We start from the raw sequence: 24,100 nt of genomic DNA on the forward strand, positions 1-24,100 counted from the left end.
CAGAAAGCCAGCGAAGGGAAGAACTGTAGAAATCAATAAACTGAAGAGACAGAAGCAGTATAGGCATGAAAGAGAGCAATCTGAGCCCGTGAATACTTGCAAACCAGCGAAGGGAAGGACTGTAGAAATCAATAAACTGAAGCGACAGAAGCAGTATAGGTATGAAAGAGAGCAATCTGAGCCCGCCGGTACTTGCGAAAAACAAAGGAACTGTAGTTTTTCGCTTAGTACCGCTGCAGGGCGAAGTTAGCGGGAGCGTGCTCGATTACATACCTATACTGCTTCTGCGCGTGCTGTATCAATGAATACAGTCCCTCCCTTCGCAGGGGCGAGCATAGCGACAGCGTGCTCGATTTCATACCTATACTGCTTCTGCGCGTGCTTTATCGATGAATACAATCCTTCCTTCTTGACTTTTTCAATAATCAATGTTACAAGTTATTCATTACTAACTTTTGTTAGCGTAGACTACATTGTATTAAAAATGGAAACGAAATACAAAAGAGTTAGCCTTGACTTAATAATAATTCCTATTTTACAATATGCTCGTTCTAAAGAACAAGACTTTAACCGTAGTGCACAACAGAGTGCCAAATGCAAGAAAGCTTTATTCTTTAGCAGCAAATAGTAGTTTATGTATAGCAAAACAAGAGGAGGAAAGAATATGTTTTTAGCAAATTGGGCATGGAAGAAGATTGGAATTTTCGCAGGTGGAGTTTTATTCGGAACAGCAGGTATGAAGATTTTGGCTTCTACCGACGCGAAGAAGCTTTACACAGAGGCAGCTGCAGCAGTTCTTAGAGGACAGGATTGCGTAATGAAGGTAAGCACCGGCATTAAGGAAAGCTGCGAGGATATCTATGCAGATGCAAAGCGTATCAACGAGAAGAGAGCAGAGGCTGCAGAGAATTCTTTAATCGAGGATTTTGAAGAAGTTTCCGACTTCGATGCAAAGGAAGTTTAATCAACAGAAACTGAATCAACAGAAACTGAATCAGAAGCAACTCGAGCCGGAAAGGCATTGATCCTAGGGAAGGGATTTACGCATTCCCGGCTCTGTAATTTTGAGAAAGAAGTGGTAAGGGAAAATGAAATGGAATATCTTGCATGAATCCCCGGGGCGTATCCGTGTTCACGCCATGCAGAAGCGCATGACCATGGCACAGGCAGATATCCTTGAGTATTATCTCAAGGCCCAGGAGGGAGTCATTGAGGCGAAGGTTTATGACCGAACCGGAGATGCAGTCATTTTCTACGAAGGAAAACGGGAAGGCATGATTCTTGCCCTGTCCCGTTTTTCTTATAAGGGAAATGAAGGCCTTGTACCGAGTCAGACCGGTAGAGCCTTAAACAGAGAATATGAAGACAAATTAGTGCTGACAGTAGTGGATCGAGTGATTTCCACCCTCTTCTATCCCATCCCCTTAAAGCGGGTGATTACAGGAGTGAAGGCGATTCCCTACTTATTTAAGGGATTACAGACTCTCTTCCAAAGAAAGATTGAAGTATCCCTCCTGGATGCGGTGGCAATTTCCGCTTCCATCTTAACCGGAGACTACGATACCGCGTCCTCCGTAATGTTCCTCCTTTCCGTAGGAGAAATCCTGGAAGAGTGGACTCATAAGAAGTCTGTGGACGACCTGGCAAGAACCATGTCCTTAAATGTGGACAAGGTTTGGACCTTAGTTCAGGGCGAGGAAGTTTTACTTCCCTTAAATGAAGTGGAAGTAGGACAGGAAATCATTGTCCGTACCGGAAATATGATTCCTTTGGACGGAAAGGTAAGCTTTGGTGAGGCTATGGTGAACCAGGCTTCCATGACCGGAGAATCCATCCCTGTTCGGAAGAAAATCGGCTCCTCCGCCTATGCGGGAACCGTAGTAGAAGAGGGAGAATGTCGTATTCGCGTAGAGAAGCTGGCAGGCTCCGGACGCTATGATCGTATCGTGAAAATGATTGAGGAGTCGGAGAAGTTAAAGTCCGCAACAGAGGACAAGGCTTCCCATTTGGCGGATAAGCTGGTGCCTTATAGCTTGGGCGGTGCGGCATTGACCTACCTGCTCACCAGAAATGTGACCAAGGCTTTAGCCTTCTTAATGGTAGACTTCTCCTGTGCTTTGAAGCTTTCTATGCCGGTAGCGGTACTTTCCGCGATGAGAGAGGCCGGAAAGCATAAGATTTCCGTCAAGGGCGGAAAGTTTATGGAGGCCATTTCCGAGGCCAACACCATCGTCTTTGACAAGACCGGAACCTTGACCTACGCTAAGCCGAAGGTGGAGGACATTATCACCTTCAATAATGCGGATGAAAATGAGATGTTGCGTATGGCTGCTTGCCTTGAGGAGCATTATCCTCACTCCATGGCAAATGCAGTTGTGGCTGAGGCGGAAGCAAGAGACTTGCATCATGCAGAGCGCCATTCCAAGGTGGAATATGTGGTAGCCCACGGAATTTCCAGCATTTACGAAGGAAAGCATGTGTTAATCGGAAGCCATCACTTTATCTTTGATGATGAGCATTGTACCGTACCAAAGGGAGAAGAGGAGAAGCTGGCAAGCATTCCGCCTGAGCATTCCGCCCTGTATCTTGCAGTGGACGGAGAGCTCACCACCGTAATTCTGATTTCCGATCCTTTACGAAAAGAAGCGGTTGGCGTTATTCAGGACTTAAAGGCTCTGGGTATCGACAAGGTTGTGATGATGACCGGAGATAATAAAAAGACTGCCCATGCAGTAGCCAGAATGGTTGGCGTGGATGAGTTCCATGCAGAGGTTCTTCCGGAGGATAAGGCAAGCTTTATTAAGGAAGAGCATCGCTTAGGCAGAAAGGTAATCATGGTAGGAGACGGCATTAATGACTCCCCGGCTCTTTCCGAAGCGGATGCGGGAATCGCCATTTCCGCAGGAGCGGCTATCGCCAAGGAGGTTGCGGACATTACTATCCAAGAGGGCGACCTTTACGAACTGGTTATCTTAAAGAAGCTGAGCAACCGTTTGATGAAGAGAATTCACGGCAATTACAACTTTATTATCGGTTTTAACGCTATGCTGATTGCCTTAGGCTTGGCCGGTATTATGACACCTTCCAACTCCGCCCTGTTCCATAACATTTCCACCATCGCAACCGGATTGAAGAGCATGACACCTTTGATTCCGGAGGAGGAAATCGAAGCGGACAAGGAAGAGGTACTGGAAGCCGGAAAACGGAGAAAGAAAGCCTTGGCTAAGAAGGCATCCTAAGAAATATGCGTCCCGTTCTGAACGGAGGGAAAAGCCGAAGAGATAAAAATGCCGGATGGAATTCTCCGGCAATAAGAATCCAAAGAATGCACAAAGGGAGGAAATAGGGAATGAAACCATACGAAAGTCATGAATCAGAGGAGAACTATCTGGAGGCCATCCTGATGTTGTCCATGGACCATAGAAATGTCAGAGCTATTGACATTGCCAATATGCTGGGATTTTCCAAGCCCAGTGTCAGCATTGCCTTAAAGCGCCTTCGGGAAGAGGGAAAGGTGGAAGTGGACGAGAAGGGAGCCTTAAGCTTAACCGAGCACGGTTTGTCCATTGCCCAGGGAACCTATGAAAAGCACACGGTTTTAACGGATGTGCTGGTGGCCTTAGGGGTAAATGCCTATACTGCCTCCCAGGATGCCTGCCGTATGGAGCATGTTTTAAGTCCGGAATCTTTCACCAAAATCAAGGAATTTTATGCGAAATTAAAGGATCAAAAGATTAAAGCGTAAGTGAAGAAATAAATTTTTGGCAATAAGACCTGAAACAGGAGCAATCTGAGATTACCCTGTTTCAGGTCTTATTTTTAACGAGTATCGCACGTGTAGTGTGCGATACTCGTTGTATGGAAAAGCTTTTTGATTTTTTTACAGTCCTTTTTGGGATATGCCGATGGGGGCGTCATCAACAGCTTTTGCCCTATAAGCCTGAATTTTCCTACAGGCAAGCTTTTGTGGAGAATTTTTTGACATTGCCATCATTAAATATCTGGAATTTCATATTTTAATTAAATACAATCCTACTCAGAGCTAATTAATTCTTACAAAATCTTGACTTTATGGTTAGACAGTGCTAATTTAATGAGGCAGATTCGTGCTGTATAGACTGGCTGTGTTAGGCTTTTTCAAAAACAACTGGAATCTTGAAACTAAGAAAGAAAAAGTATTTACAGCGGAAGGAGGGACTATGCCATTAACATTAGCAGGAACAGGGGTTCCACAGATTATCCAGAAGATTAGTGGAAGTGCAGAAGTGAGACAGCATCTTAGCGACCTGGGCTTTGTAGTAGGGGGAGAGGTTACCGTTATTTCCACCTCTATGGGCAATGTCATTGTAAAGGTTAAGGATGCCAGGGTAGCCATCAGTAAAGAGATGGCGAACAAAATCATGGTGTAAAGGTATAGAATGAACCTAAAAGGATCTCAGAATTTTTCTCTTCGAAAGTTATGGGGCGCATGCCGGAGAAGATTGGAAGAGAGGAATTCAGAGAGTTTTACCAGCGAGAGAAGGTGGAGGACAAGATGACACTGAAAGATTTAAAACCGGGACAGAGCGCTGTCGTAAAGAAACTATCAGGCGAGGGCGCTGTAAAGAGAAGAATTATGGACATGGGCCTAACCAAGGGAGCGGAGCTTTTGGTTCGTAAGGTGGCGCCATTGGGAGACCCTTTGGAGCTTACAGTACGGGGATATGAATTATCCGTTCGTAAAGCAGATGCCGAGATGATTGAAGTAGAATTAAAGAACTAGGAGGAGAGACATGGCCATTACCATCGCACTTGCCGGAAACCCCAATGCCGGCAAAACCACATTGTTTAATCAGCTCACCGGTTCCAACCAGTATGTAGGAAACTGGCCCGGTGTTACTGTAGAAAAGAAAGAAGGAAAGCTTAAGGGACACAAGGATGTGGTCATCGCAGACCTTCCTGGAATTTATTCTCTTTCTCCTTATACCCTGGAGGAAGTGGTAGCGAGAAATTATTTGATCAATAACCGCCCGGATGCCATCTTAAACATCGTGGACGGAACCAACTTAGAGAGAAACCTTTATCTATCTACCCAGTTAAAGGAATTAGGCATCCCCGTTGTTATGGCCATCAATATGATGGACGTTGTAGAGAAGAACGGAGATGTGCTGAATCTGGAAGAGCTGGGAAAGGCTATGGGCTGTAAGGTAGTCAGCATTTCCGCTTTAAGAAACAAGGGCGTTGCGGAGGCCTCTGCCTTAGCCGTTGCGGAAGCCAATGGGAAGAATGACACTGTTGTACAGCACAAGTTCTCCGAGCAGGTGGAAGGAGCAATCAACTCCATTGAGAATCTTTTGGAGGGCAATGTACCGGAGAGCCAGAAGCGTTTCTTCGCCATTAAGCTTTTCGAGCGAGATGATAAGATTCGTAATGAAATGCCGGAGAAGGCGAAGAACTTGGATGTGGAGAGCATCATTGCCGCTGTAGAGAAGGCGGAGGACGATGATTCCGAGAGTATTATCACCAATGAGCGATACAACTTTATCCAGAGTATTATCGAGGCGGCTTATGTAAAGAGAGCGCAGAAGGGACTTACCGTTTCCGATAAGATTGATGCCATCGTAACCAACCGTTTCCTGGCAATCCCCATCTTCGCCGCAGCGATGTTCCTGGTGTACTACATTTCCATTTCCACTGTGGGAACCGCTATGACCGACTGGGTAAATGATGTTTTATTCGGCTCCGATCCATGGTCTTTCTTCGGTCTGGTGGAGGTTCCATCTATTCCGGGCATTGCTACCTCCGCTTTGGAAGCGATGAATGTAAGTGAGGCTATTCAGGGTCTTGTAATCGACGGAATCATCGCAGGTATGGGTGCGGTAATCGGGTTCTTACCCCAGATGCTGACCTTCTTCTTCTTCCTTGCTTTCTTGGAGGGCTGCGGATATATGGCCAGAGTTGCCTTCATCATGGATAGAATTTTCCGTAAGTTCGGTCTTTCCGGAAAGTCCTTCATTCCCATTTTGATCGGTACCGGTTGCGGTGTTCCCGGTGTTATGGCATCTCGTACCGTAGAGAATGAAAGAGACCGTCGTATGACCATTATGACCACCACCTTCATTCCCTGTTCCGCAAAGCTTCCTGTCATTGCTCTTTTAGCGGGAGCAATGTTTGACGGCTCTGCATGGGTAGGCTGGAGTACGTACTTCCTGGGAATTTCCGCTATCGTCTTCTCCGGAATCGTATTAAAGAAGACCAAGATGTTTGCCGGAAAGCCGGCACCATTCGTTATGGAGCTTCCTGCATACCACTGGCCAAGACTGATTGATATCTTAAAGAGTGTGGGAGAAAGAGGAATGTCCTTCGTGAAGAAGGCGGGAACCGTTATCCTTCTGGCAACCATCCTGGTATGGTTCTTATCCCGTTTCGACTTTGGCTTTAACTATCTTCCTGAAGAAGATATGGATAGCTCTATCCTGGCAGCTTTCGGTAATACCTTGACTTGGCTTTTTGCTCCTCTTGGATGGGGCAAGTGGAAGGCCGTTGTGGCAGCCCTTACCGGTCTTATTGCAAAGGAGAACGTAGTAGGAACCTTCGGTACCCTCTTCCACTATGCAGGTGCAGAGGCGTTGGCCGATTCCGGAGACCAGATTTGGCCACAGGTTAAGGAATACTTTGCCAGCGGCATAGTAGGCTACAGCTTCCTTGCTTTCAACCTTCTCTGCGCACCTTGCTTTGCAGCTATCGGTGCCATCAAGAGAGAGATGAACAACGGTAGATGGACACTCTTCGCTGTTGCTTGGGAGTGCTTCCTGGCTTACTGTGTATCTCTGGTCATCTATCAGGTAGGCGGTTTGGTAACCGGCGAGGTTAGCTTTAACCCCTTCACCATCGTAGCATTTATCCTGATTCTTGTAGGACTTTGGGGCTTGTTCAGACCTTACAAGGAAGCGGAAACCCTTTCCGATTCCCAAGAGCTGGCAGTGGAGAAGGCCAGGGCATAAAGATTTTTATGAATGTATTCCGGAAAACGGAATGAGCTTGGAAAGGAGCTCCTGCCTTGCAGGGCTCTTTTTCATTTCTACTACTTAGAAAGTGGCAAAGCTGAAGCCTGAGACATTTTACTGTGTATTTGGCCGTTTTATACTGTCCTTTGCGATAGATAAGGAAAAGAGATAGTCGAAAAGAGATAGCTCAAAAACCAAGTTTTTTTGAAGAAATCCTAAAGAATATTAATTTTTAGAATAAACCTTTGGAAAATGACGGTTTTGCTATAATATAGTAAGTAAGTTCGTTTTGCGAGCGGTCTTATTCAGCAGATAGTTTTATTAAAACGCTGTGGTATTAAGTAGCTATGGTATCAAATAGCTAGGGGCTCCAAGCAACTGGGGGTATTAAGTAGTTTTTGTAGCAGAAAGCTTTATCTAAGGATATCAGCTTCAGCTGTTCATCCGGGATAATCTAGCGGTTTATTATTTATTAGAGAAAGGAAGAAAAATGGGAAACGTTATCGTACTGGCCATTGTGGCGTTAATTGTAGTTGCCATCATTCGAGCTTTACGGAAGGAGCACCGGGAAAATGGCTCTTGTGCATATTGCAGTTATGCGAAATCCGGAAAGTGTGACCATGTAGGCCATGAAGAGTTGGATCATAAGGGACAAGAATTTCATTTGACCAAGGAGCAACAGGCTATTATTGACCGGCATACCAGAAACCGGAAGAAGGCTTAAAGAAAGCATAAATAGAGTATGCATCTTGCAAGCTCTCCTGCATCCTGATTGATCGGGCATGCAGGATTGCAAAAAGATTTTGCAAGGCAAGATTGTAGGCAGAAACATTGACAGAAGTAACGGCAGAAGTAACGACAGAAGTAATGACAGAGGCATCGGGAAAAGTCGGTGCAGGAACAGAGGGAGCTGTTCCGTTTAAAGGAGGGAAAAAGACATGATAAAGATTGAGTCCGCCCTGTTGCAGGTGGAGATTAACCGAGAAGCGGAATTACAGTCCGTGTTTGACAAAAAACGAAACAGAGAGTGCTTATGGCAGGGAGATGCAAAGTATTGGAAAGAGCGTTCCCCGCTTCTGTTTCCCTTTATCGGACGTCTTTTTCAGAAGGCCTATTATTACAATGGGGAGAAATACCCCATGGACGTGCATGGCTTTTTACGCTCCATGCAGGCTCGTATCGTAGATCAGGAAGAGGATTCCTGCACCTTGGAATTTCGGGATAGTGCGGAATCCAGAAAGATTTACCCCTTTTCCTTTCGTTTACAGCAAAGCTACCGGGTAAAGGACAATCGTTTGGATGTTTGCTCCAGAGTGGAGAATCTGGGAATTGAGGTAATGTATTTTGCGCTGGGAGGACATCCCGGTTTCTACCTCCCCTTTTCCAAGAAACAGGCAATAAGTGATTACGCCATTCACTTCCCTAAGCAGGAGGCGATGATGGAGAAGGTTCGCTTTTCAAAAGACTTACTTACCTTGGAGGAACGGGAGAATTTCGCCTTGGTAAACGGGCGTCTCCCCTTGGAAACCGTTCTGTTCCGAAATGATGCAGTGGTGCTGGCGCACAGTGGAGGAGAACTGGTGCTGGGAAGTGATGACGAGCCGGTCTCCCTTCGTTTCCTTTATGAGGACTATCCCTATATTGCTCTCTGGCAGCCCTATGGAGAGAAAACGCCCTTCCTTTGCGTAGAGCCATGGACAAGCCTCCCCGGAAGAGAAGGCGTAATGGAGGAGTTATGCTCCATGAAAGACCGCATTACCCTGGGACCGGATGAAGCAAAGAGCTTTTGCTACAGTATCATTTTAGAGGATAAATAGAGACGATAGGATGCAGTATAGGGATGGAAACGGGGTGCGCTGTCGCTAACCTCGCCCCTACGAAGGGATGGACGGTAACTATTGAAGAAATACGCTCCAATGCATAATAGGTCTGTAATCGTGGCACGCTCTCGCTAACTTCGCCTTCGCAACGGTACTAACTTCAAGCTTCGCTTTGCTCGCTTTCAGTAAGTACCGGCGGGCTCAGATTGCCTCTCTTACAGACCTATTATGCATCTGTCGCTTCACTCAATTAATTTCCATAGTCCTTCCCTTCGTAGGTTTGCAAGTACCGGCGGGCTCAGATTGCCTTCTTTCATGCCTATACTGCATCTGTCGCTTGACTTTTTAAGTTCTACAGTACCATACTTCGTAGGCTACCCGCTAGACTGACGAGCTTCGATTGTATTCATACATATCCATATGGCAATCGCTCTACCATAGGACTTGTATAATTAGCTTATAAGATAAACGTGAATTATAGGCTTAGGCTTATAGGACAAAACGTGTTGATGAAAACCGCTCTGCACCCTTGTAAATCAAGGCTGTAGGGCGGTTCGATTTTTTTAAATACAACTTTGATGGTGGAAAAAATATGCTGATAATAATGCAAAGGAATTGAACGGTTTCTTAGACTGCTTGTTCACTAAAAAAGCACAAAGCACAATGCCGAAAGAAGGAAGAATAAAAGCGGTCTTCTGGTGGTGCTATATGCACTCCGTGGAGCCGCTTTCTTCGTCTGAAATATTAAGCTAAATGCTTACAGATAAAAGTATTGCAACCTTATACCCGGAAATCAATAAGGTTAGGCGACAGAAGCAGTATAGGTTTAAAAGAGGGGCAATCTGAGCTCACTGATACTTGCAAGCCTGCGAAGGAAAGAAGTATACAAATCAATCTAGTGAAGCGACAGATGTAGTATAGGCCTGAAAAGGGGCAATTTTATCCCGCGGTACTTGCGGAAGGACTGTGGAAATCAATCTAGTGAAGCGACAGATGTAGTATAGGTCTGTAAAAGGGGTAATCTGAGCCCGTCAGTACTTACTGAAAGCGAGCAAAGCGAAGCTTGAAGTTAGTACTGCTACGAAGGCGAAGTTAGCGAGAGCGTGCCCCGAACACAGACCTATACTACATCGGAGCAAATCATTTTGATGAATACAGTCCTTCCCTCCGTAGAGTCGAGGCTAACGGGAGCGTGCCCCTCGTACAGACCTATACTACATCGGAGCAAATCATTTCGATGAATACAGCCTTCCCTCCGCCGGCTTTATTTACCCTCGTGCTGCGCCTCCAAATGCAGCTTCATCTCTTTCCGCTCCTTCCGGTAAAAATACAGCACCACCAGGAAGGTGAAGGCTTCAGATGCGGGGAAGGAAAGCCAAACCCCCGGCATTTTTAGAAGGGAAGAAAGTAAGAAGGCAAAAAATACAATAGCGATGGTGCCTCTCAGTAAAGAACAGATAAAGGCGGGGCGGGGATTGTTGGTAGCGGAGAAATAGCTTACCATCAGGATATTCAGCCCGGCCGCAAGGAAACCGATGAAATACAAGGGAATTCCTTCCTTGGCATACTGGTAGAGGATAGGATCATTTTCCCGGTTAAAAAGAGCGATACAGAAGTCGCTTTGGAAAATGATGCTTGCCACAATCAAAACCGCCAGTACCAAAGCACTTACAATGCCGTAATGCAGGTAGGACTGCAGCTTATGAATATCACGTTTTCCGTAGCTGTTGCTGATTAAGGGCTGGCTTCCCTGAGCCAAACCATTGAATACACAGGTGCAGACAGAGGAAACATTGGCAATGACACCGTAGGCGGCAACACCGATATTTCCGCTAAGACCTAAAATCAGGCCGTTAAAGGTACTGATGGTCACGGCACTGGTCAGGTCGCCGACAAAGGCAGAAAATCCCAGCTTGCAGCAGGCACAGAGATGCTTGAAGCGCGGACTTTGCCAACGAAAGGCAATGGTATTTTTCGGACTCCGAAAATGCAGAGTGCAAACCAAGCTGGTAACCACCGGAGATAGGGCAGTAGCCAGAGCAGCACCGGTCATGCCCAAATCCATGGGGAACATGAAAATATAGTCAAATACGATATTAAAGAGGGAACCCATCAAAGAGCCGACCATGGCCATGGAGGGGTTCTTGTCATTTCTGGTGAAGGCAGTCATACTGCTGTTTGCCATAAAGAGGAAGGCAGAGCCTAAGATGATTCGAACGTAGCTCATTCCCAGATTCTGCAATTCCGCATTTGCCCCTAAAATTGCCAAAACCTGCTTCGGAAAAAAGAGCCCGAAGAAGGTGAAGGGCAGGGCGAAAATGAAGTTCCAAAAAATAGCTTGTAAAAAGAAGGAGCTTACATCCTTTCCCGCAGCCTGTCGGATGCTGTATCTGGTGGCACAACCCACCGCAATCATATTGCCCAGGGCATTGAGAAGGCCGTACAGCGGAAGAATCAAATTTAAAACCGCAAGTCCATCGGTTCCCGCATAGGAAGAAATAAAATAGGTATCCGCTAAAATATAAACGGAAAGCCCAATCATCCCGGCTATACTTTGACTGACATAACGAAAAAACTTCTTCATTTCTAAACTCCCCTGACTCCCCTAACTCAAGATTTTTTTGCGAAAAAAATTTTACGGTAGTATAATGGCTGTCATTGTAGCATGGAAGTAGAAAAATTGCCAGAGAAGGGAGAGGAAGACATGGCCATAAGCGAAGAGGAGAAGTTTCGGCAAATGCTGGAGGAGCCGGTGAATCGTTTGATTCCCAAGCTGGCCGTTCCTTCCATGGTGTCCATGATTGTGGTGGCGGTGTATAATATGGCGGACACCTTCTTCGTTTCCCGCTTGGGAACCTCCGCCTCTGCCGCAGTGGGAGTGGTATTCTCCATGGCAGCCATTATTCAGGCAATCGCCTTCATGATCGGCATGGGTTGCGGAAACGAAATTTCCCGTTTGTTGGGAGCGAAAAAGCAGGAAGAAGCGGAAAAATATGTGGCAGTAGGATTTTTTACGGAATTGATTATCGGAACTATGATTGCAATCATTGCCGGCATTTTCGTAGAACCTCTGGTTTACGCTCTGGGATCCACCAAAACCATTGCTCCCTATGCCATGCAGTACGCTAGAATCATCCTTTTCGGAAGCCCCTTTATGATGGCTTCACTGGGCATGAACAATATGCTTCGTTTTCAGGGAAATTCCTTTTATTCCATGATTGGTATCAGCACCGGTGGCATTATCAATATGTTTTTGGATCCTCTCTTCATTTACGTTGGGAAAATGGGGATTGGTGGAGCGGCGGTGGCTACCGTAATCAGTCAAATGATATCCTTCGGTATTTTATTGTACCAATGCAACAAGATGCCGGCCTGCATTTCCGTAGCGTTTCGAAATTTTAAGCCCGGCTTAAAACGTTACAGCATTATTCTGCGCTTCGGCTGTCCCAGCCTTGCCAGACAGGGAATTGCCGGTGTTTCCACCATTTTACTGAACTTTTCCGCCCATCCTTACGGAGATGCGGCTATTGCAGCCATGGCCATCGTGATGCGTGTCAGCATGTTTATCTTTTCCTTGGTTATCGGCTTCGGACAGGGCTTTCAACCGGTTTGCGGCTATGCCTATGGCGCCAAGCACTACAAGCGTGTGGCGGAGGCCTACCGTTTCAGTTTGAAGGTCTGCTTTATTATGCTGATTTTTGCCGGAGCGGGGGTCTTCCTTATGGCAAAGCCCATCGTCACCGCCTTCCGAAAAGAGGATGGGGAGGTTATTCGAATCGGCACAATGGCGTTGCAGCTGCAATGCCTAACCATGCCCCTGGCTGCTCAGATTACCATGGCCAATATGTTTTCCCAGACCACCGGCTATCCCCTTCGGGCCAGTATCGTTGCCTTGCTTCGGCAGGGCATTTGCCTGATTCCGATTTTGCTGATTTTCCCCCGTGCCTTCGGGCTTTTCGGCCTGCAAATGTCTCAGCCCCTCAGTGATATCTTTGCGGCGCTTATTGCAGCCCTGATTACCGGAGGAATCTTGAAGGAATTGAAGGAAAGGGAGAAGAAGGAAATTAAAGCATAGTATGCATGGAAGGGAAGAGGGATTAAAGAACGGAAGATAGAATATTTATTAGATGAAACCGGAATAAAGAGTTAAGAATAAAATATTATTCAGACATTAGGATTTGCTCAATATTTTGCTTTCCATATAAGATTCGGAGAATGGTAAGCTCATTGATATTAGAATGAACCATATAGAATATGACAAAATTATCAACATGAACCCTGTGAGTATTTCGACTTGTCCATGGTTCCCACTTGAAACTCTTCTTTCATAATCTGATTCACTTCTTCCACAGAACATTTCTTCCCTTTCAGAGCAGATTCATATCCTTCTTGTAATGCGGTATTTAATTCAGTTTGACTCATATTTCCTAGAGCTGTTGGAGTTTGATAAGACAAGTGTAAATCCAAAGGAAATCCATTTGTTCGTACTATCTGACTATATAGCATTTGAATGGCGCTGGAAGGAGAAATTCCCAGTTGTTGTAGTATGCCTTCAGCATTTTCTTTTAATTTCGTGTCAATTCTTGCATAAACTGCTTTTGTATTTGCCATATAATTCGCCTCCTTTATTATCCCATAGTATAGTTTTAGTGGAGCTACTTTGCAAGCATTTGCAAGCAAATAGATGATTGATTATTGCGAGTAAAGTGATGATTGATTATTTTTCTATAAATTATCTAATCCTTATTTCATAACTTCGGGATAAGGCCATCATACTTGCTATTCACTATTCCAAACCTTATAATGCAATAAGGTATATTCATAAAATTTAACATAGTGAATCATGGGAGAAAGAGCGTATGAAAAGAACAATGATGAAGAAAAAAGGAACCGGAGCGGTGCTGCAAAAAGGCTTGGCAATCGTTTTTCTGGGATTGCTTCTAAGCCTTAGTCTGGTTTCCTGTAAAGGGAATAGTCAGGCAAAGGAAAGTGAAGGGACAAAGGCGGAAGAAAGTACATCGGTAAAGGCGGAAGAGAAAGCTGATGAATCTACTGTAGCTACAGAAGAAAGTACATCCGCCGGTTCAGAGGAGCTTAGTTATGATAGCGGAGCGGTAAACAAATCCAATATATTTGCATCCTATCCCGGGGATGCAATGTGGAAGAGTACTGCTAATGAGTATATGCTTATCCCCTATATTAAGGACGGAAAAGAACAGATTGAGTTTCGTCTTTATGGAGAAGCAAAGTTTTTATTAGAGGGGCTTTCCTTTTCCAAAACAGAGCAAAACGGTTTAAAGGTATCCGGCAAGATGCGAAACCTAAAAGACAATAGCTGGAACGGAGATGCGGATGTGACATGGAATAGTCTTGAGACCATTGATTATCCTATAGTGACTTTAACCAACGGTACGGAATTTACCGATGTGGATATGGGGGGAGATTATAGTTATGCCGGATTAGTGAACAGTACAGGTCAATCCAATGCCGGAACGGCTACCAATGCTTCTGAATTTATTTTCCCATACGCCAACGAGAGACTGATTGCTCGGGGAGAGTATGAGAGCTTGGATGCGGCAACCCTTCGTTTAGCGATTAATGAAATTTATGCTCGCCATGGAAGACAATACGACACTCAAGACCTTAATGCATATTTTTCTTCTAAATCCTGGTATAGACCGCAGTATAGTAAATCGGAATTTGATAAAATCGAAAGTCAGGTTTTGAATTCCTACGAGCGGGAGAATATAAAGATCCTTACCGGATATAGAGATAGCCTGCTTGGAAAAGTAGGATAATAGAATGAAAAAGCAGTGGAAAAGAAATTCCAATATCTCCTCTCGTCCATTACCTTGGATGCGAGGAGATATTTTATTGCACACCTTATCCATTAACGGATATTATCCGAATATGGAGACTAGTATATTTACAATTGCCACATTACAATTATAGCACTACATAATTCTGTCGATTCTTTCCCTTCTTACTATGTCTATTCTTATTCCTATTTCTAAAAGGAGAATCTCATGCCTCAATTTCCAGCAAAAAATTCTAAAAATTCAAAAGAGCAACACACATTACAAAAATCAAGCTCTCAGCTAGAAGTAAAACAAGCTATTATATCATCCCTAACTCTTATGGATGATATCTTTATCAAAATCGTATTGCAGGATAAGCAATGCACCGAATTTATTTTACAAGTTATTATGGAAAATGATTCTTTACGTTTGAAAGATCAATGTATTCAGAAAGACACTCCCAATATTCATGGACATTCTCTTGTCTTGGATTGTTACTGCGAGGACAAAGAGCACAATCTATATAACATTGAAATCCAAAATGATTCTCAAGAAGCAATCCCGAAACGAGCTAGATTTCACGCCAGTCTAATAGACATTCATTCTCTAAAGAAAGGACAAAATTTCAAGCAATTACCTAAAACATATGTTATATTTATTACAGCTAAAGATATTTTCAAACGAGGACTACAATCTTATCATATTGAAAGAATCATTAAAGAAAATGGCCAGCCCTTTGATGATGACTCTTATATTATATACTTTAATACCTCGAAAATAGAAAATAATAGCTTGGGAAGACTGGCAGAAGATTTTCATGCCAACAATCCCAAGCAAATGCATTCGACAATACTGTCCAAAAGAGTAGCAGAACTTAAATCTACAGACTTTATGCAGAAGGGAGACAAAAATATGAATATTCTTTTAGAACGTTATCGCCAAGCTGCCCTAGAAGAAGGCAGAGAAGAAGGCAGTGAGAAATTAGCACAATTAATGGGTATTTTAGCGGAAAGTGGCAGACTGGAAGATATCAAAAAAGCTTCAAAGGATAAACGCTACAGAAAAAAACTCTTCCGTGAACTGAACTTAATGTAGAGGCAGTTCTATTATTGTGCATGCTTTAAGTGTAATTAGATATTGCCAGACCATTCCTTTTTATCATTGTCCCAAACGGAGTTGGACTTTGGATTATCGTTGTAAAATGGTTCGAGGAATCGTAAAAGCTAGGAATAAATCTCTTCTTGCTTAGTCATTTCATTCAACCTACCTCAAAATAGTTTATAGCCCAGTCCTTTAGTTCTTCAAATCGCTTTTGGTTTTCTTTTTTGATATTCAATCCGCTAAAGCTTTCTTCGTGGGAATAGTAATATTTGCTCAAAGCTTCTACAAGAGCAGTTTCATCGCTATGCTCAAAATCGGAAAGCATATCATTTACAGCCTGGCTTGGACTGGAACAAAGAACATTTTCAAAACGTATATACTCTATAGCTTCCAAATCTTCTATGATATGGCATCGGATATTTTCTTCCGGACTTTCCTCCAAGGCATAAACCTCCACCTTGTTTTCTGAAAAGTAGCCCACAAAGAGCTGCAAATATTCCAAGGCGGAGACAGAGCGTAAAATCATCGGCTGATTGCCAACCACATCTCTTAACCATGCTCTATTTGATGTATAGTCACTACTGATTTTCATATTGATCCTCATTGTCGTTCAAAGCGTTTTGTCATTTTTTGTAGTATAGTCTTTATCCCAAGAATACACAATCTTTTGCCAAGAGCTGTAGGTACATATAGTGCATTTTTTCGTTGCAATACAGACCGACTTCCCGTATTGTAAAACTTAGAATGTACTTGGAATACCTCACGCTTCGCGCGGGGCCCCTTGTGAAAAAAAGGCTTTATCCATGGCAGCAATATTGTTTTGTTTCACCCGGAAAAGCCCGGAATTTTAAGAAAATGGAGGAATAAATATATCTCTATAGTCATTCTTAATCGTCTCTCTTGGCATCAGCCTTTCTTACAGCACCGTTGCTTCTTCCTGCACAAAGGTCGGAAACTGCTTTTTCATTCCGACGAGGCTGCAGCATCCTCGGATATAACCAGTGATACTCAGTAAATCCTTCATGGGAAGCATTTCTACCTTTTTGTTTCCGGAAATCTTCGCCTTGTCGAGAATTCTGCACGCATTGGTTTTTGTTTCTTTTCCCATACTATTCTCCTAACTAGGAAACTCGTCCCTTTTCCATCTCATAAATCCGGTCAGCAAGGGACATGGTGGATTGTCTGTGAGAAACCAGCACTACAGTCTTTCCTTCTTTTTCTTTCTCTAAGGACTGCAAAATAATTCCCTCGTTTAAGACATCGAGATTACTGCTAGGCTCATCGAGAAGCAGAAGCTCCGCATCGTGAAGGAAGGCTCTTGCAAGACCTATTCGTTGCTTTTCTCCATCAGAAAGAGAATCTCCAAGCTCGCCCACCTTTGTTTCATATCCTTTGGGGAGGCTCATGATAAAGTCATGAATGCTTGCTTTCTTCGCCGCATTTTCAATCTCTTCCTGCGTAGCGGAGAGCTTTGCGACCGCAATATTTTTCCCGATGCTATCATGGAAGAGAATGGTATCCTGTGTCACATAGCTCGTCATTTTGCGAAGGCAGTCCGTATTGATTTCCTTCACATTTTTTCCGGAAAATAAAATCTCTCCCTTTTTCGTATCCCAGAAACGCATAAGCAGCTTTAAAAGAGTGGATTTTCCGGAGCCGCTGACACCGTGAATCCCGAGAACCTTTCCCTTCGGAATGTCAATCGAAACCTGCTTCAGAATGATTTCATACTGATAAGAAAATGTAAGTTTTTCGACGTTTGCACCGTTAAATTCAATATTTTCTCCGTTTGATACCTCTTCTACCGCCGGCTCCTCCTCTAAAAGGGAAAGCACCCTCTCTCCGGAGGCCAAGGTCTGGTTTAGGGTATTGGAAAGAGAAGAAAGTGCTACAACCGGTCCAAAGGAACTCATCATGGCAAGGGTGGAAAGAAGCATTTCAGAAAAGCTGACTGCATTTCTCTGATAAAGGAAAAGCATGGTAAAGAGCATTCCCCAGGAAAAAAGCTGAATCGCAAGATTCGTCACCGCACGCTGTGAGCCCTCAAAGGAGCTTAAGTTTCTCTGGAAAGCAGAGAGTCTTTTCGACCTTTCGTCCATTTCCATAGCTTGTTTTTCTCCCACATGGTATTGCTGGATTTCATCCAGACCGTAGAGACTATCCAAAACAAAGTTATTTAGCTCACCCATCTCGCTTCTAAGCGCCATTCCGGCTTCTGCGCTGCGCTTTCCGTTCCAAATGGGAAGTAGCACGCCGACAGTAAGATAGGCAAAAAAAGCAATTCCCCCAGCCAGGATATGTTGCTTTCCGATAAAAATCAGCATAATCAGCGAAGTTAAAAAGGCAATTGCAATCGGGGAAACGGTATGCGCAAAAAAGACCTCTAAGAGTTCGATGTCCGAAGTAATGACGGAGATGAGATTCCCCTTTTCCTTTCCCTCCAACTTTGCCGGGCAGAGTTTTCTTAATATGGCAAATACCTTGTGACGGATAATCGCTAAGATTCGAAAGGCAATGTAGTGGTTACAATACTGTTCGCCGTAGTGCAAGCTTCCACGTGCTACGGCAAAGAGGAAAATCACGGTAAAGAGCTTCTGCCATGAGCCTGTAACAAAAGAGATGACGCCCCCCGGCATAAATAAACCGTCTCCGGAAAGCCCATGCAAAGCAGGAAGCTCCAAAATCCCCTTTAGGATTCCGTATCCCCCGAGAATGGTCAGGAAGATTGCACATAAAAATCCCAAAACACCTAAGATAATACCGGTCAGCATTACTCCCGTAAGAGGCTTTACAAGAACGATAAGTTTCCGCATAATGGCCAAATCCGACCTTCTTTTATTCATGCTTTTCCCCTCCTTCCTCTACCGTATCTTCCCTTTCTCCTGTTTTATCCTGCAAGTCTTCCATAATCCCTTGTTCTTCAAAACCAGTATCTTTTTGTTTTTCTGTAGAACTTTCTTTACGTGTTTCGGAAAAGCTTTCCAGCTCCTTTTGTTCCTTAAACAAACGGCTGTAGCTGCCTCCCTTTTTAAGGAGCTCCTCATGCTTTCCGGCTTCCGCCACTCTACCGTTTTCCAACATGAAAATACAATCACTCCCTACAACATTAGCCAGCCTATGGGAAATCAAGAGAATCGTTCTGCTCTTTGCAAGCTCATGAATGACCTCCATAATCCTTTCTTCACTTTCCGCATCAATATTCGATGTCGCTTCATCAAAAATATAGACCGGAGTATCGTGGAGAAGTGCTCTTGCAAGAGAAAGCCTCTGCTTCTGCCCTCCGGAAATATTGGTACCGTTCGAAAGGAGTGGCATAGCAAGTCCGCCCTGTGCTTCTATAAAGGAGAGGAGGTTTACCTTTTTTAAGGCTTCCTTCATCTCCTTCTCGGTTACGGAAGGCTTTCCTAGGAGAAGATTCTCCCGTACAGTCCCCTTAAAGATCCAACTGTCATGCCCGATCATCGTCATTTTATCGAGGATAGACCGAGACGAAAATTCCGTAAGCTCTCTTCCGTTTAGCTTTACAGAGCCTTTGTAGCCCTTATTTTTCCCCATAAGAATCCCGGCTATAGTGGATTTTCCGGATCCGGAAAGACCCACGAGGGACACAAAGGAACAGGCAGGAATTTCCAGTTCGACATCACGAAGGATTTCCCGACTCTCCTCATAGGAAAAGCAAAGTTTCTCCATAGAAATCCGTATTTCTTTTTCTTCCAGTACAGCTTTCCCGTCTTCCGCTTCCGGAAGATCCAGGAAAGCAAAGATTCGGTCACTTGCCTTCATGCCGTTCATGCCGATATGAAAGAAGCTTCCGAGCAGTCGCATGGGGAGAAAGAATTCCGCCGCAAGGAGGGTAATCATTAAAACATCGGAAAGAGAAATTGCCCCTTTGGAAAATTGACCAAGTGCCGAGATGATCCCGACCGCCGCCCCGCCGTAAGCGATAATATCCATCACCGAAGTACTGTTTAACTGCATGGAAAGCACCTTCATCGTGATTTTCCGGAAAAGCTCCGCTTCCCTGTCCATGTCCTCCGCTGCAGCCTGATCCGCCTGATAAATCTTTAAGGTGGTCATGCCCTGCAGCTTTTCCAAAAAGCTGTCGCCAAGTCCATAATAGATTGCAAAATAGTTACTGAGTAATTTTTTGGCTACAATCATAACAAGCATAATGACAATAGGAATAAGAGGCACAGCAAGTAGGAGGAGCAGTGCCGTTTGAACGCTGATGCGCGAGAGGATAAAGAAGAGGGTAATCGGAGCCAAAAGGGAGTAGAAGAACTGACTTAAGTACCTTCCGAAATAGGTTTCCAGCTGTTCCACGCCTTCTCCTGCCATTTGCACGATTTCCGCGCTGTTTACGCTTTCTCGATAAGCCGGTCCGAGGGCAAGCATTTTCCCATAAATCTTATTGCGAAGGATTCGTTTCACATCCGCACTGGCATGAAAGCTCGCCTTTGTATACAGGCGGTCGCAGAGAAAGCGAAAGCCCAGTCCGAGCAGAACAATCCCCATAGTCAGGGCTATTCCCTCCGTACTTAATTTCTTCTGCCAAGCATTCTCTAAGAGATGAGCAATATTGTACACAATCACGACCTGTGCAAGGAGTGAAATCCATTGCCATACTATCTGCTGTACGATATACTTTCCGGCTCCCTCTAAGAGCCGAATCAAACGCATTTTAATCATTAATTCTCCCTTTTCTTTTATCTATTTACACTTTCCTTTTCCATCATTTCAGTTTTATCCCCTAAGCATCCGGCTTTTTTCCCGCTTTCTTATTTTTCATTCCCTCTACCGCATGAGAAATCGATAAGAGCGGATGATGGAGCAGCATACTCGGTCCGCTTATCCGCATGACCGTCCGAATCTTCTCCCGCATTTCCGGCGAATAGCAGTGTACCGGGCAATAACTGCAGAAACTCTTTTTTTCCATAAAAGGACAACGGGCAATCCTCGATATGGCATAGTCCGAAAGCGCCTTACATTCTTCGCAAAGTGCCCCGGATCCACCGTGCTTCTTCTTGCAGTATAGAGAAATCATCTCCGAGATCAAACGGATTTCACCCTGTCTCTTCTTTTCAATCTGCTCTGAATTCATAAAGCGCATTCCCTTTCTTTGCCAATAGAGTAAAGATTTTGTCAGTTGCTAAAGGAATAAAAAGAGAGTAATCATTAACACTTTGATACAATGGTTTCGACTAAAAAACTATGCAAAGGAGATTACTCTAATGGATATTGTAGCACTATTGGAGGTTTTGGCAAAAGGCTTACTTGACGCAGAGAACAAATATAGTGGCTTTTCTCTTGTAATTTATGATTTTCGAAATACAATGAAAAGTAAAGGATTTGTCTTGTGCTTTACTTTAAGATTAGGAGGAAGAGGATGGCAGAGCTACAGTATAATTTGATTGATGATTGGGAAAAGAAAGAGGTGGATCTTCCTGCATTGGAAGAAGCTTTAGAGCAGGGAAGCTCTGATCGTTATAGTGGAAAGGTATTTCATGATATTGCCGCAAAGTGGAAGAAATACAAGAAAAGGGGCATTTCGAATCTTTACCTTTTAAAGGAAGCTGAAGATGAAGGTCTGGCTTGTGCGTACTATGCTTATTCGATTACAAATGGTGTGATAGAGGAGGCACAGCTGGAAAATTTGCGTGCGCTTTGCGCAGAGAAGCTCTCTACTGGAGAAATGCGTGCCAGTGCATCCTTCTGTAAGGCATCTGAATGGTGGGATACCAATCCTACTTATCTTACGAAGCTGGTGGAAAAGGGAGAGGCAGATAGGCTGTATGAATACCTGAGTGCACAGCTGTTCCCCCAAGGGATAGTTCTCACCTCTCTAAGTGCGAAAATGAATGCTAAAGAAGAGCTTGCCTGCTCGGCAATCGCTTGGGGCTTAAAGGAAGGCGGATTTTTCAAAAAAGGCGCTTACATGAGTAGAGCAATCGATAATCGCTATCTTTAAAGACGCATAGCTGTTCTGACAATTCCTAGGCCGTTAAAACGGCAAAGCCAAAATCCCCTGTTGAAACAGCATATACAGGACGGTGCCGGAGAAGATGGAAAGCAGCATATTCCGCTTCCAACAATGCATCAGGATGGTTAGTCCAAGAGAAAGAAACTCCGGTAGTCCTTGGTTTCCGCTAAATAACTGAACATTACGAAGACAATACACCAAAAGCAGAGCAAAGCTTGCGGGAGGCAGAGCCTTTCCCAGATATTGCACTGTTTTAGGGGTATTTTTTTGAAATAAGATAAAGGGCAAAAAGCGGGTCAGCATGGTGCCCAGAATACAAAGCGCTATGATAATGATGCGTTGCCATACAGTCATAAGCTTGCCTTTCTAAAAACTTCGTTTACTACATTAGCTTTTCTTCGCTTCCATAAATTGCCTTTCCAGCTTAGGCTTTGCCAGGAGGAAAATGCTTAGGATGCCAAGCATAGCAGGTAGGATGAAATGCTCTGCTTTAAAAATTACTAGGGAAAGGATGGATACCCCCAGTCCCAGCAGAGAAGAAAAATGATTTTTCTCCTTCAAAAACTGATCTAAGAAAATCACCGCAAAGAGAGCAGTCATGACAAAATCAATCCCCTCTGTGGAAAAAGGCAGGACATTTCCAAGAAGCGTACCAAGACAGGAGCCTAGCACCCAGTAGATTTGATTTAAGAGTGTCACAAAAAACATAAACCAGCCGGGATCCACCCCTTCCGGTATTTTTGTACTATAATTAATACTGAAACTTTCGTCGCACATGCCGAAGATTAGATAAAAATGCTTCCATCCTTTTTTGGGGAATTTATCCAGCATGGCAATGCCGTAGAACAGATGTCGAAGCTGAATCATAATAGCCAGAAAAAGCGTTTCCATAGGAGCGAAAGGACCTAATAGAAATCCTACAGCCAAGAGCTCTAAGGAACCGCCGTAGATTAAGGAAGCCATAAAGAAGGTGTAGACCACGGAAAGGCCGGCGCTGTGCATATAGATACCGTAAGCAAAGCCCAGAAATAAAAAGCCGGTTAAGATGGGAACGGTATGAGGGAAGGCGGCCTTTAGCGCCTTTTTTTGCTGTTCATGAAGCATAAAACAAAATCTCCTTCTATAAAGTTCTTTAGTTGTAGAGCCTTTCGGATTAAAGTAAAAACCGGCTGGACTAAATAGGATAAGGAGTCTCAACTAAAGAAAAAAACAGCAATAGTCTATAAATTTTTTTTATGAATTTCAAGGGAAAGGCGGAAAAAAATTTCCATAAAAAGAGGAGAATACTATAGGAAATATACCAATTTGATATTTCTAAAAATATTCGTTATACTTCCAGTAAAAAAAAAGGGTGTCCCACTACCGTTAAAGGTGGAGCATTAAAGAAGGTGTCTCACTACCTATATCCCAAAGGTGAAGCATTAAAGCTAACAGAGGGGGGTTATCCTCTCTGTTTTTTTTAGGAGAATCCAATGGCAGAAGCGATTAAATATGGATTTTACGCTGTAAATCCTGATTATCTTGAATATCTCAATCAAATAGATTCAGAAGTTTATACAACCTATCATATAGGAACAGTATTAAACCATTTGTTGGAATAGAAAACTATAATTATTTTATTCCAATATCTTCTGCAAAGGAAAAACACAAAAGATGGAAAAATGTTTCTGATGAGCAAAGATAATGCTTTATCTATCATTTTTTCAGCAGTATTTCGAAAAAGTTCCAGCCGATTGCTGTCCGACAAACAAGCAATTTTTCTCATAGCACTTCACCTTCACATATTTTACGAATGGCATCATAAATCCAGTCTGTAGACTCTTTAGCTTCTTGCAAACAAGCTTGTTTTTCTTCTTTTGATAATTTCTTCCTTAGATAGTCTATGGTGTCAGACTTTACATTATTTTTTCCTAAAGCTTTTAATGCTTGAATGACAAGGCTGGTCATATAGGAGAGTCCGGTGATTTCTTTGTTTGTTCTATGCTTAAATTCAATTTCTGTGTTATTCCACTTATAGCTTTTATAGGGGCCGTCACTAATGTAGGACCAGCTTGTACTTACTTGTGTAGATAGACCTAAAAGATTAAGAGCAGTGTTTCCACATGGGGCGATAGTCCAGTGGTAACTCCTAGCTAGGGCTTTAACCACAGTGTCAGGATTGATTGCGACATACTCATCCAGTAATTTACTGTACTTTGGCTTTTCATAAACACCGTTGAATACTCTACGAAGAGTGTCCTTTTGTGCTAAGCGATTCAGAGTTCGGCGGACAGTATCTGTATTGGCGATGTCAGCAAAATCTGAATTCACGAAGACACTACTCTCCGGAGCTTTATGGATTCGATCTTGAATTTGTTTAGCGTATCCTTCAGCCAAGAGCTTCACCTCCTTTGTCCCGAATAATATATAGTATTC

The 24,100-nt window shown here is 43.8% G+C and carries 24 protein-coding genes and 1 pseudogene; 15 read left to right on the forward strand and 10 right to left on the reverse strand.

Annotation, left to right across the window (positions count from 1 at the left end; translation table 11 throughout):
- Nucleotides 1–664: 664 nt before the first annotated feature.
- The 8 genes from HNQ46_RS05290 (at nucleotide 665) to HNQ46_RS05325 (ending at nucleotide 8,803) form a co-directional block, all read left to right on the forward strand.
- The gene (locus HNQ46_RS05290; protein WP_040649607.1) at nucleotides 665–964 is read left to right on the forward strand and encodes a DUF6110 family protein; all 300 of its coding nucleotides are present in this window, start codon (nucleotides 665–667) and stop codon (nucleotides 962–964) included.
- A gap of 124 nt (nucleotides 965–1,088) precedes the next feature.
- On the forward strand, nucleotides 1,089–3,239 hold the full coding sequence (locus HNQ46_RS05295) for a heavy metal translocating P-type ATPase (RefSeq protein WP_183683639.1): 2,151 nt from the start codon (nucleotides 1,089–1,091) through the stop codon (nucleotides 3,237–3,239).
- A gap of 110 nt (nucleotides 3,240–3,349) precedes the next feature.
- Complete coding sequence (locus tag HNQ46_RS05300) at nucleotides 3,350–3,745, forward strand: metal-dependent transcriptional regulator (protein ID WP_007158168.1); 396 nt, start codon at nucleotides 3,350–3,352, stop codon at nucleotides 3,743–3,745.
- Between the two features lie 454 nt (nucleotides 3,746–4,199).
- Complete coding sequence (locus tag HNQ46_RS05305) at nucleotides 4,200–4,409, forward strand: FeoA family protein (protein ID WP_040649688.1); 210 nt, start codon at nucleotides 4,200–4,202, stop codon at nucleotides 4,407–4,409.
- A gap of 125 nt (nucleotides 4,410–4,534) precedes the next feature.
- Entirely contained in the window at nucleotides 4,535–4,762 is a 228-nt protein-coding gene (locus tag HNQ46_RS05310; RefSeq protein WP_183683705.1) for a FeoA family protein, read from the forward strand.
- A 10-nt stretch (nucleotides 4,763–4,772) separates the two neighbouring features.
- Nucleotides 4,773–6,983: a ferrous iron transport protein B gene (gene feoB / locus HNQ46_RS05315; protein WP_183683641.1), complete on the forward strand. Its 2,211-nt coding sequence runs from the start codon at nucleotides 4,773–4,775 to the stop codon at nucleotides 6,981–6,983.
- 493 nt (nucleotides 6,984–7,476) lie between these two features.
- Nucleotides 7,477–7,710, forward strand: coding sequence for a FeoB-associated Cys-rich membrane protein (locus HNQ46_RS05320; RefSeq protein WP_183683643.1), 234 nt, complete (start codon nucleotides 7,477–7,479; stop codon nucleotides 7,708–7,710).
- Between the two features lie 214 nt (nucleotides 7,711–7,924).
- Entirely contained in the window at nucleotides 7,925–8,803 is an 879-nt protein-coding gene (locus HNQ46_RS05325) for an aldose 1-epimerase family protein (protein ID WP_040649685.1), read from the forward strand.
- Between the two features lie 1,267 nt (nucleotides 8,804–10,070).
- Here the strand turns inward: HNQ46_RS05325 and HNQ46_RS05330 are convergent.
- A complete protein-coding gene (locus HNQ46_RS05330) occupies nucleotides 10,071–11,390 on the reverse strand; it encodes an MATE family efflux transporter (RefSeq protein ID WP_183683645.1) in 1,320 nt (439 codons plus the stop codon).
- A gap of 81 nt (nucleotides 11,391–11,471) precedes the next feature.
- Here HNQ46_RS05330 and HNQ46_RS05335 point away from each other — a divergent pair, with 81 nt between their 5' ends.
- Complete coding sequence (locus HNQ46_RS05335) at nucleotides 11,472–12,881, forward strand: MATE family efflux transporter (protein WP_183683647.1); 1,410 nt, start codon at nucleotides 11,472–11,474, stop codon at nucleotides 12,879–12,881.
- A gap of 191 nt (nucleotides 12,882–13,072) precedes the next feature.
- Here HNQ46_RS05335 and HNQ46_RS05340 read toward each other — a convergent pair whose 3' ends face one another.
- Complete coding sequence (locus HNQ46_RS05340) at nucleotides 13,073–13,417, reverse strand: type II toxin-antitoxin system RelB/DinJ family antitoxin (protein WP_183683648.1); 345 nt, start codon at nucleotides 13,415–13,417, stop codon at nucleotides 13,073–13,075.
- Nucleotides 13,418–13,665: 248 nt separating this feature from the next.
- Between HNQ46_RS05340 and HNQ46_RS12055 the strand changes: the two genes are divergently transcribed.
- Both HNQ46_RS12055 and HNQ46_RS05350 read left to right on the forward strand, forming a co-directional pair.
- Nucleotides 13,666–14,604 (forward strand): YARHG domain-containing protein, encoded by a 939-nt coding sequence (locus HNQ46_RS12055; protein WP_183683650.1) that lies wholly within the window; start codon nucleotides 13,666–13,668, stop codon nucleotides 14,602–14,604.
- Between the two features lie 228 nt (nucleotides 14,605–14,832).
- Nucleotides 14,833–15,699: a PD-(D/E)XK nuclease family transposase gene (locus HNQ46_RS05350; protein ID WP_183683652.1), complete on the forward strand. Its 867-nt coding sequence runs from the start codon at nucleotides 14,833–14,835 to the stop codon at nucleotides 15,697–15,699.
- Between the two features lie 163 nt (nucleotides 15,700–15,862).
- Here the strand turns inward: HNQ46_RS05350 and HNQ46_RS05355 are convergent, their stop codons facing one another.
- The 5 genes and pseudogenes from HNQ46_RS05355 to HNQ46_RS05375 form a co-directional block, all read right to left on the reverse strand.
- Nucleotides 15,863–16,297, reverse strand: coding sequence for a hypothetical protein (locus tag HNQ46_RS05355; RefSeq protein ID WP_040649605.1), 435 nt, complete (start codon nucleotides 16,295–16,297; stop codon nucleotides 15,863–15,865).
- 330 nt (nucleotides 16,298–16,627) lie between these two features.
- Nucleotides 16,628–16,768 (reverse strand): annotated as a pseudogene (locus HNQ46_RS05360) (YbaK/EbsC family protein); the annotation flags it as partial.
- 58 nt (nucleotides 16,769–16,826) lie between these two features.
- Nucleotides 16,827–18,548 carry an amino acid ABC transporter ATP-binding/permease protein gene (locus tag HNQ46_RS05365; RefSeq protein WP_007158152.1) on the reverse strand — a complete coding sequence of 574 codons (1,722 nt, stop codon included), beginning with the start codon at nucleotides 18,546–18,548 and terminating at the stop codon, nucleotides 16,827–16,829.
- Entirely contained in the window at nucleotides 18,541–20,394 is a 1,854-nt protein-coding gene (locus HNQ46_RS05370) for an ABC transporter ATP-binding protein/permease (protein WP_183683654.1), read from the reverse strand. Before HNQ46_RS05370 ends, HNQ46_RS05365 begins: the two co-directional genes overlap by 8 nt.
- Nucleotides 20,395–20,455: 61 nt before the next feature.
- Nucleotides 20,456–20,806 carry a nitrous oxide-stimulated promoter family protein gene (locus HNQ46_RS05375; RefSeq protein WP_007158150.1) on the reverse strand — a complete coding sequence of 117 codons (351 nt, stop codon included), beginning with the start codon at nucleotides 20,804–20,806 and terminating at the stop codon, nucleotides 20,456–20,458.
- Between the two features lie 130 nt (nucleotides 20,807–20,936).
- On the opposite strand from HNQ46_RS05375, the gene HNQ46_RS05380 reads away from it, so the two are divergent.
- Nucleotides 20,937–21,116: a hypothetical protein gene (locus tag HNQ46_RS05380; RefSeq protein WP_040649604.1), complete on the forward strand. Its 180-nt coding sequence runs from the start codon at nucleotides 20,937–20,939 to the stop codon at nucleotides 21,114–21,116.
- On the forward strand, nucleotides 21,092–21,673 hold the full coding sequence (locus HNQ46_RS05385) for a hypothetical protein (RefSeq protein WP_007158148.1): 582 nt from the start codon (nucleotides 21,092–21,094) through the stop codon (nucleotides 21,671–21,673). Before HNQ46_RS05380 ends, HNQ46_RS05385 begins: the two co-directional genes overlap by 25 nt.
- 33 nt (nucleotides 21,674–21,706) lie before the next feature.
- Here the strand turns inward: HNQ46_RS05385 and HNQ46_RS05390 are convergent, their stop codons facing one another.
- Complete coding sequence (locus HNQ46_RS05390; RefSeq protein WP_007158147.1) at nucleotides 21,707–22,039, reverse strand: branched-chain amino acid transporter permease; 333 nt, start codon at nucleotides 22,037–22,039, stop codon at nucleotides 21,707–21,709.
- Nucleotides 22,040–22,072: 33 nt separating this feature from the next.
- On the reverse strand, nucleotides 22,073–22,789 hold the full coding sequence (locus HNQ46_RS05395; RefSeq protein ID WP_183683655.1) for an AzlC family ABC transporter permease: 717 nt from the start codon (nucleotides 22,787–22,789) through the stop codon (nucleotides 22,073–22,075).
- Nucleotides 22,790–23,157: 368 nt separating this feature from the next.
- On the opposite strand from HNQ46_RS05395, the gene HNQ46_RS12380 reads away from it, so the two are divergent.
- Nucleotides 23,158–23,286 (forward strand): type III toxin-antitoxin system ToxN/AbiQ family toxin, encoded by a 129-nt coding sequence (locus HNQ46_RS12380; protein ID WP_243155854.1) that lies wholly within the window; start codon nucleotides 23,158–23,160, stop codon nucleotides 23,284–23,286.
- The gene (locus tag HNQ46_RS12385; RefSeq protein ID WP_304069712.1) at nucleotides 23,283–23,369 is read left to right on the forward strand and encodes a type III toxin-antitoxin system ToxN/AbiQ family toxin; all 87 of its coding nucleotides are present in this window, start codon (nucleotides 23,283–23,285) and stop codon (nucleotides 23,367–23,369) included. Before HNQ46_RS12380 ends, HNQ46_RS12385 begins: the two co-directional genes overlap by 4 nt.
- Nucleotides 23,370–23,446: 77 nt before the next feature.
- Here the strand turns inward: HNQ46_RS12385 and HNQ46_RS05405 are convergent, their stop codons facing one another.
- On the reverse strand, nucleotides 23,447–24,061 hold the full coding sequence (locus HNQ46_RS05405) for a DUF6088 family protein (protein ID WP_183683657.1): 615 nt from the start codon (nucleotides 24,059–24,061) through the stop codon (nucleotides 23,447–23,449).
- Nucleotides 24,062–24,100 lie beyond the last annotated feature (39 nt).

Source organism: Oribacterium sinus, from assembly GCF_014202695.1.
GTDB classification, from domain to species: domain Bacteria; phylum Bacillota; class Clostridia; order Lachnospirales; family Lachnospiraceae; genus Oribacterium; species Oribacterium sinus.

Excerpts from the sequence above, each read along its gene's own strand:
- HNQ46_RS05325 (WP_040649685.1), top strand. The coding sequence starts at position 7,925 with ATGATAAAGATTGAGTCCGCCCTGTTGCAGGTGGAGATTAACCGAGAA.
- HNQ46_RS05340 (WP_183683648.1), bottom strand. The coding sequence starts at position 13,417 with ATGGCAAATACAAAAGCAGTTTATGCAAGAATTGACACGAAATTAAAA.
- feoB (WP_183683641.1), top strand. The coding sequence starts at position 4,773 with ATGGCCATTACCATCGCACTTGCCGGAAACCCCAATGCCGGCAAAACC.
- HNQ46_RS05350 (WP_183683652.1), top strand. The coding sequence starts at position 14,833 with ATGCCTCAATTTCCAGCAAAAAATTCTAAAAATTCAAAAGAGCAACAC.
- HNQ46_RS05305 (WP_040649688.1), top strand. The coding sequence starts at position 4,200 with ATGCCATTAACATTAGCAGGAACAGGGGTTCCACAGATTATCCAGAAG.
- HNQ46_RS05380 (WP_040649604.1), top strand. The coding sequence starts at position 20,937 with ATGGATATTGTAGCACTATTGGAGGTTTTGGCAAAAGGCTTACTTGAC.
- HNQ46_RS05370 (WP_183683654.1), bottom strand. The coding sequence starts at position 20,394 with ATGATTAAAATGCGTTTGATTCGGCTCTTAGAGGGAGCCGGAAAGTAT.
- HNQ46_RS12055 (WP_183683650.1), top strand. The coding sequence starts at position 13,666 with ATGAAAAGAACAATGATGAAGAAAAAAGGAACCGGAGCGGTGCTGCAA.
- HNQ46_RS05355 (WP_040649605.1), bottom strand. The coding sequence starts at position 16,297 with ATGAAAATCAGTAGTGACTATACATCAAATAGAGCATGGTTAAGAGAT.
- HNQ46_RS05290 (WP_040649607.1), top strand. The coding sequence starts at position 665 with ATGTTTTTAGCAAATTGGGCATGGAAGAAGATTGGAATTTTCGCAGGT.
- HNQ46_RS05320 (WP_183683643.1), top strand. The coding sequence starts at position 7,477 with ATGGGAAACGTTATCGTACTGGCCATTGTGGCGTTAATTGTAGTTGCC.
- HNQ46_RS05330 (WP_183683645.1), bottom strand. The coding sequence starts at position 11,390 with ATGAAGAAGTTTTTTCGTTATGTCAGTCAAAGTATAGCCGGGATGATT.
- HNQ46_RS05365 (WP_007158152.1), bottom strand. The coding sequence starts at position 18,548 with ATGAATAAAAGAAGGTCGGATTTGGCCATTATGCGGAAACTTATCGTT.
- HNQ46_RS05335 (WP_183683647.1), top strand. The coding sequence starts at position 11,472 with ATGGAAGTAGAAAAATTGCCAGAGAAGGGAGAGGAAGACATGGCCATA.
- HNQ46_RS12380 (WP_243155854.1), top strand. The coding sequence starts at position 23,158 with ATGGCAGAAGCGATTAAATATGGATTTTACGCTGTAAATCCTGATTAT.
- HNQ46_RS05395 (WP_183683655.1), bottom strand. The coding sequence starts at position 22,789 with ATGCTTCATGAACAGCAAAAAAAGGCGCTAAAGGCCGCCTTCCCTCAT.
- HNQ46_RS05295 (WP_183683639.1), top strand. The coding sequence starts at position 1,089 with ATGAAATGGAATATCTTGCATGAATCCCCGGGGCGTATCCGTGTTCAC.
- HNQ46_RS05390 (WP_007158147.1), bottom strand. The coding sequence starts at position 22,039 with ATGACTGTATGGCAACGCATCATTATCATAGCGCTTTGTATTCTGGGC.
- HNQ46_RS05300 (WP_007158168.1), top strand. The coding sequence starts at position 3,350 with ATGAAACCATACGAAAGTCATGAATCAGAGGAGAACTATCTGGAGGCC.
- HNQ46_RS05310 (WP_183683705.1), top strand. The coding sequence starts at position 4,535 with ATGACACTGAAAGATTTAAAACCGGGACAGAGCGCTGTCGTAAAGAAA.
- HNQ46_RS05385 (WP_007158148.1), top strand. The coding sequence starts at position 21,092 with ATGGCAGAGCTACAGTATAATTTGATTGATGATTGGGAAAAGAAAGAG.
- HNQ46_RS05375 (WP_007158150.1), bottom strand. The coding sequence starts at position 20,806 with ATGAATTCAGAGCAGATTGAAAAGAAGAGACAGGGTGAAATCCGTTTG.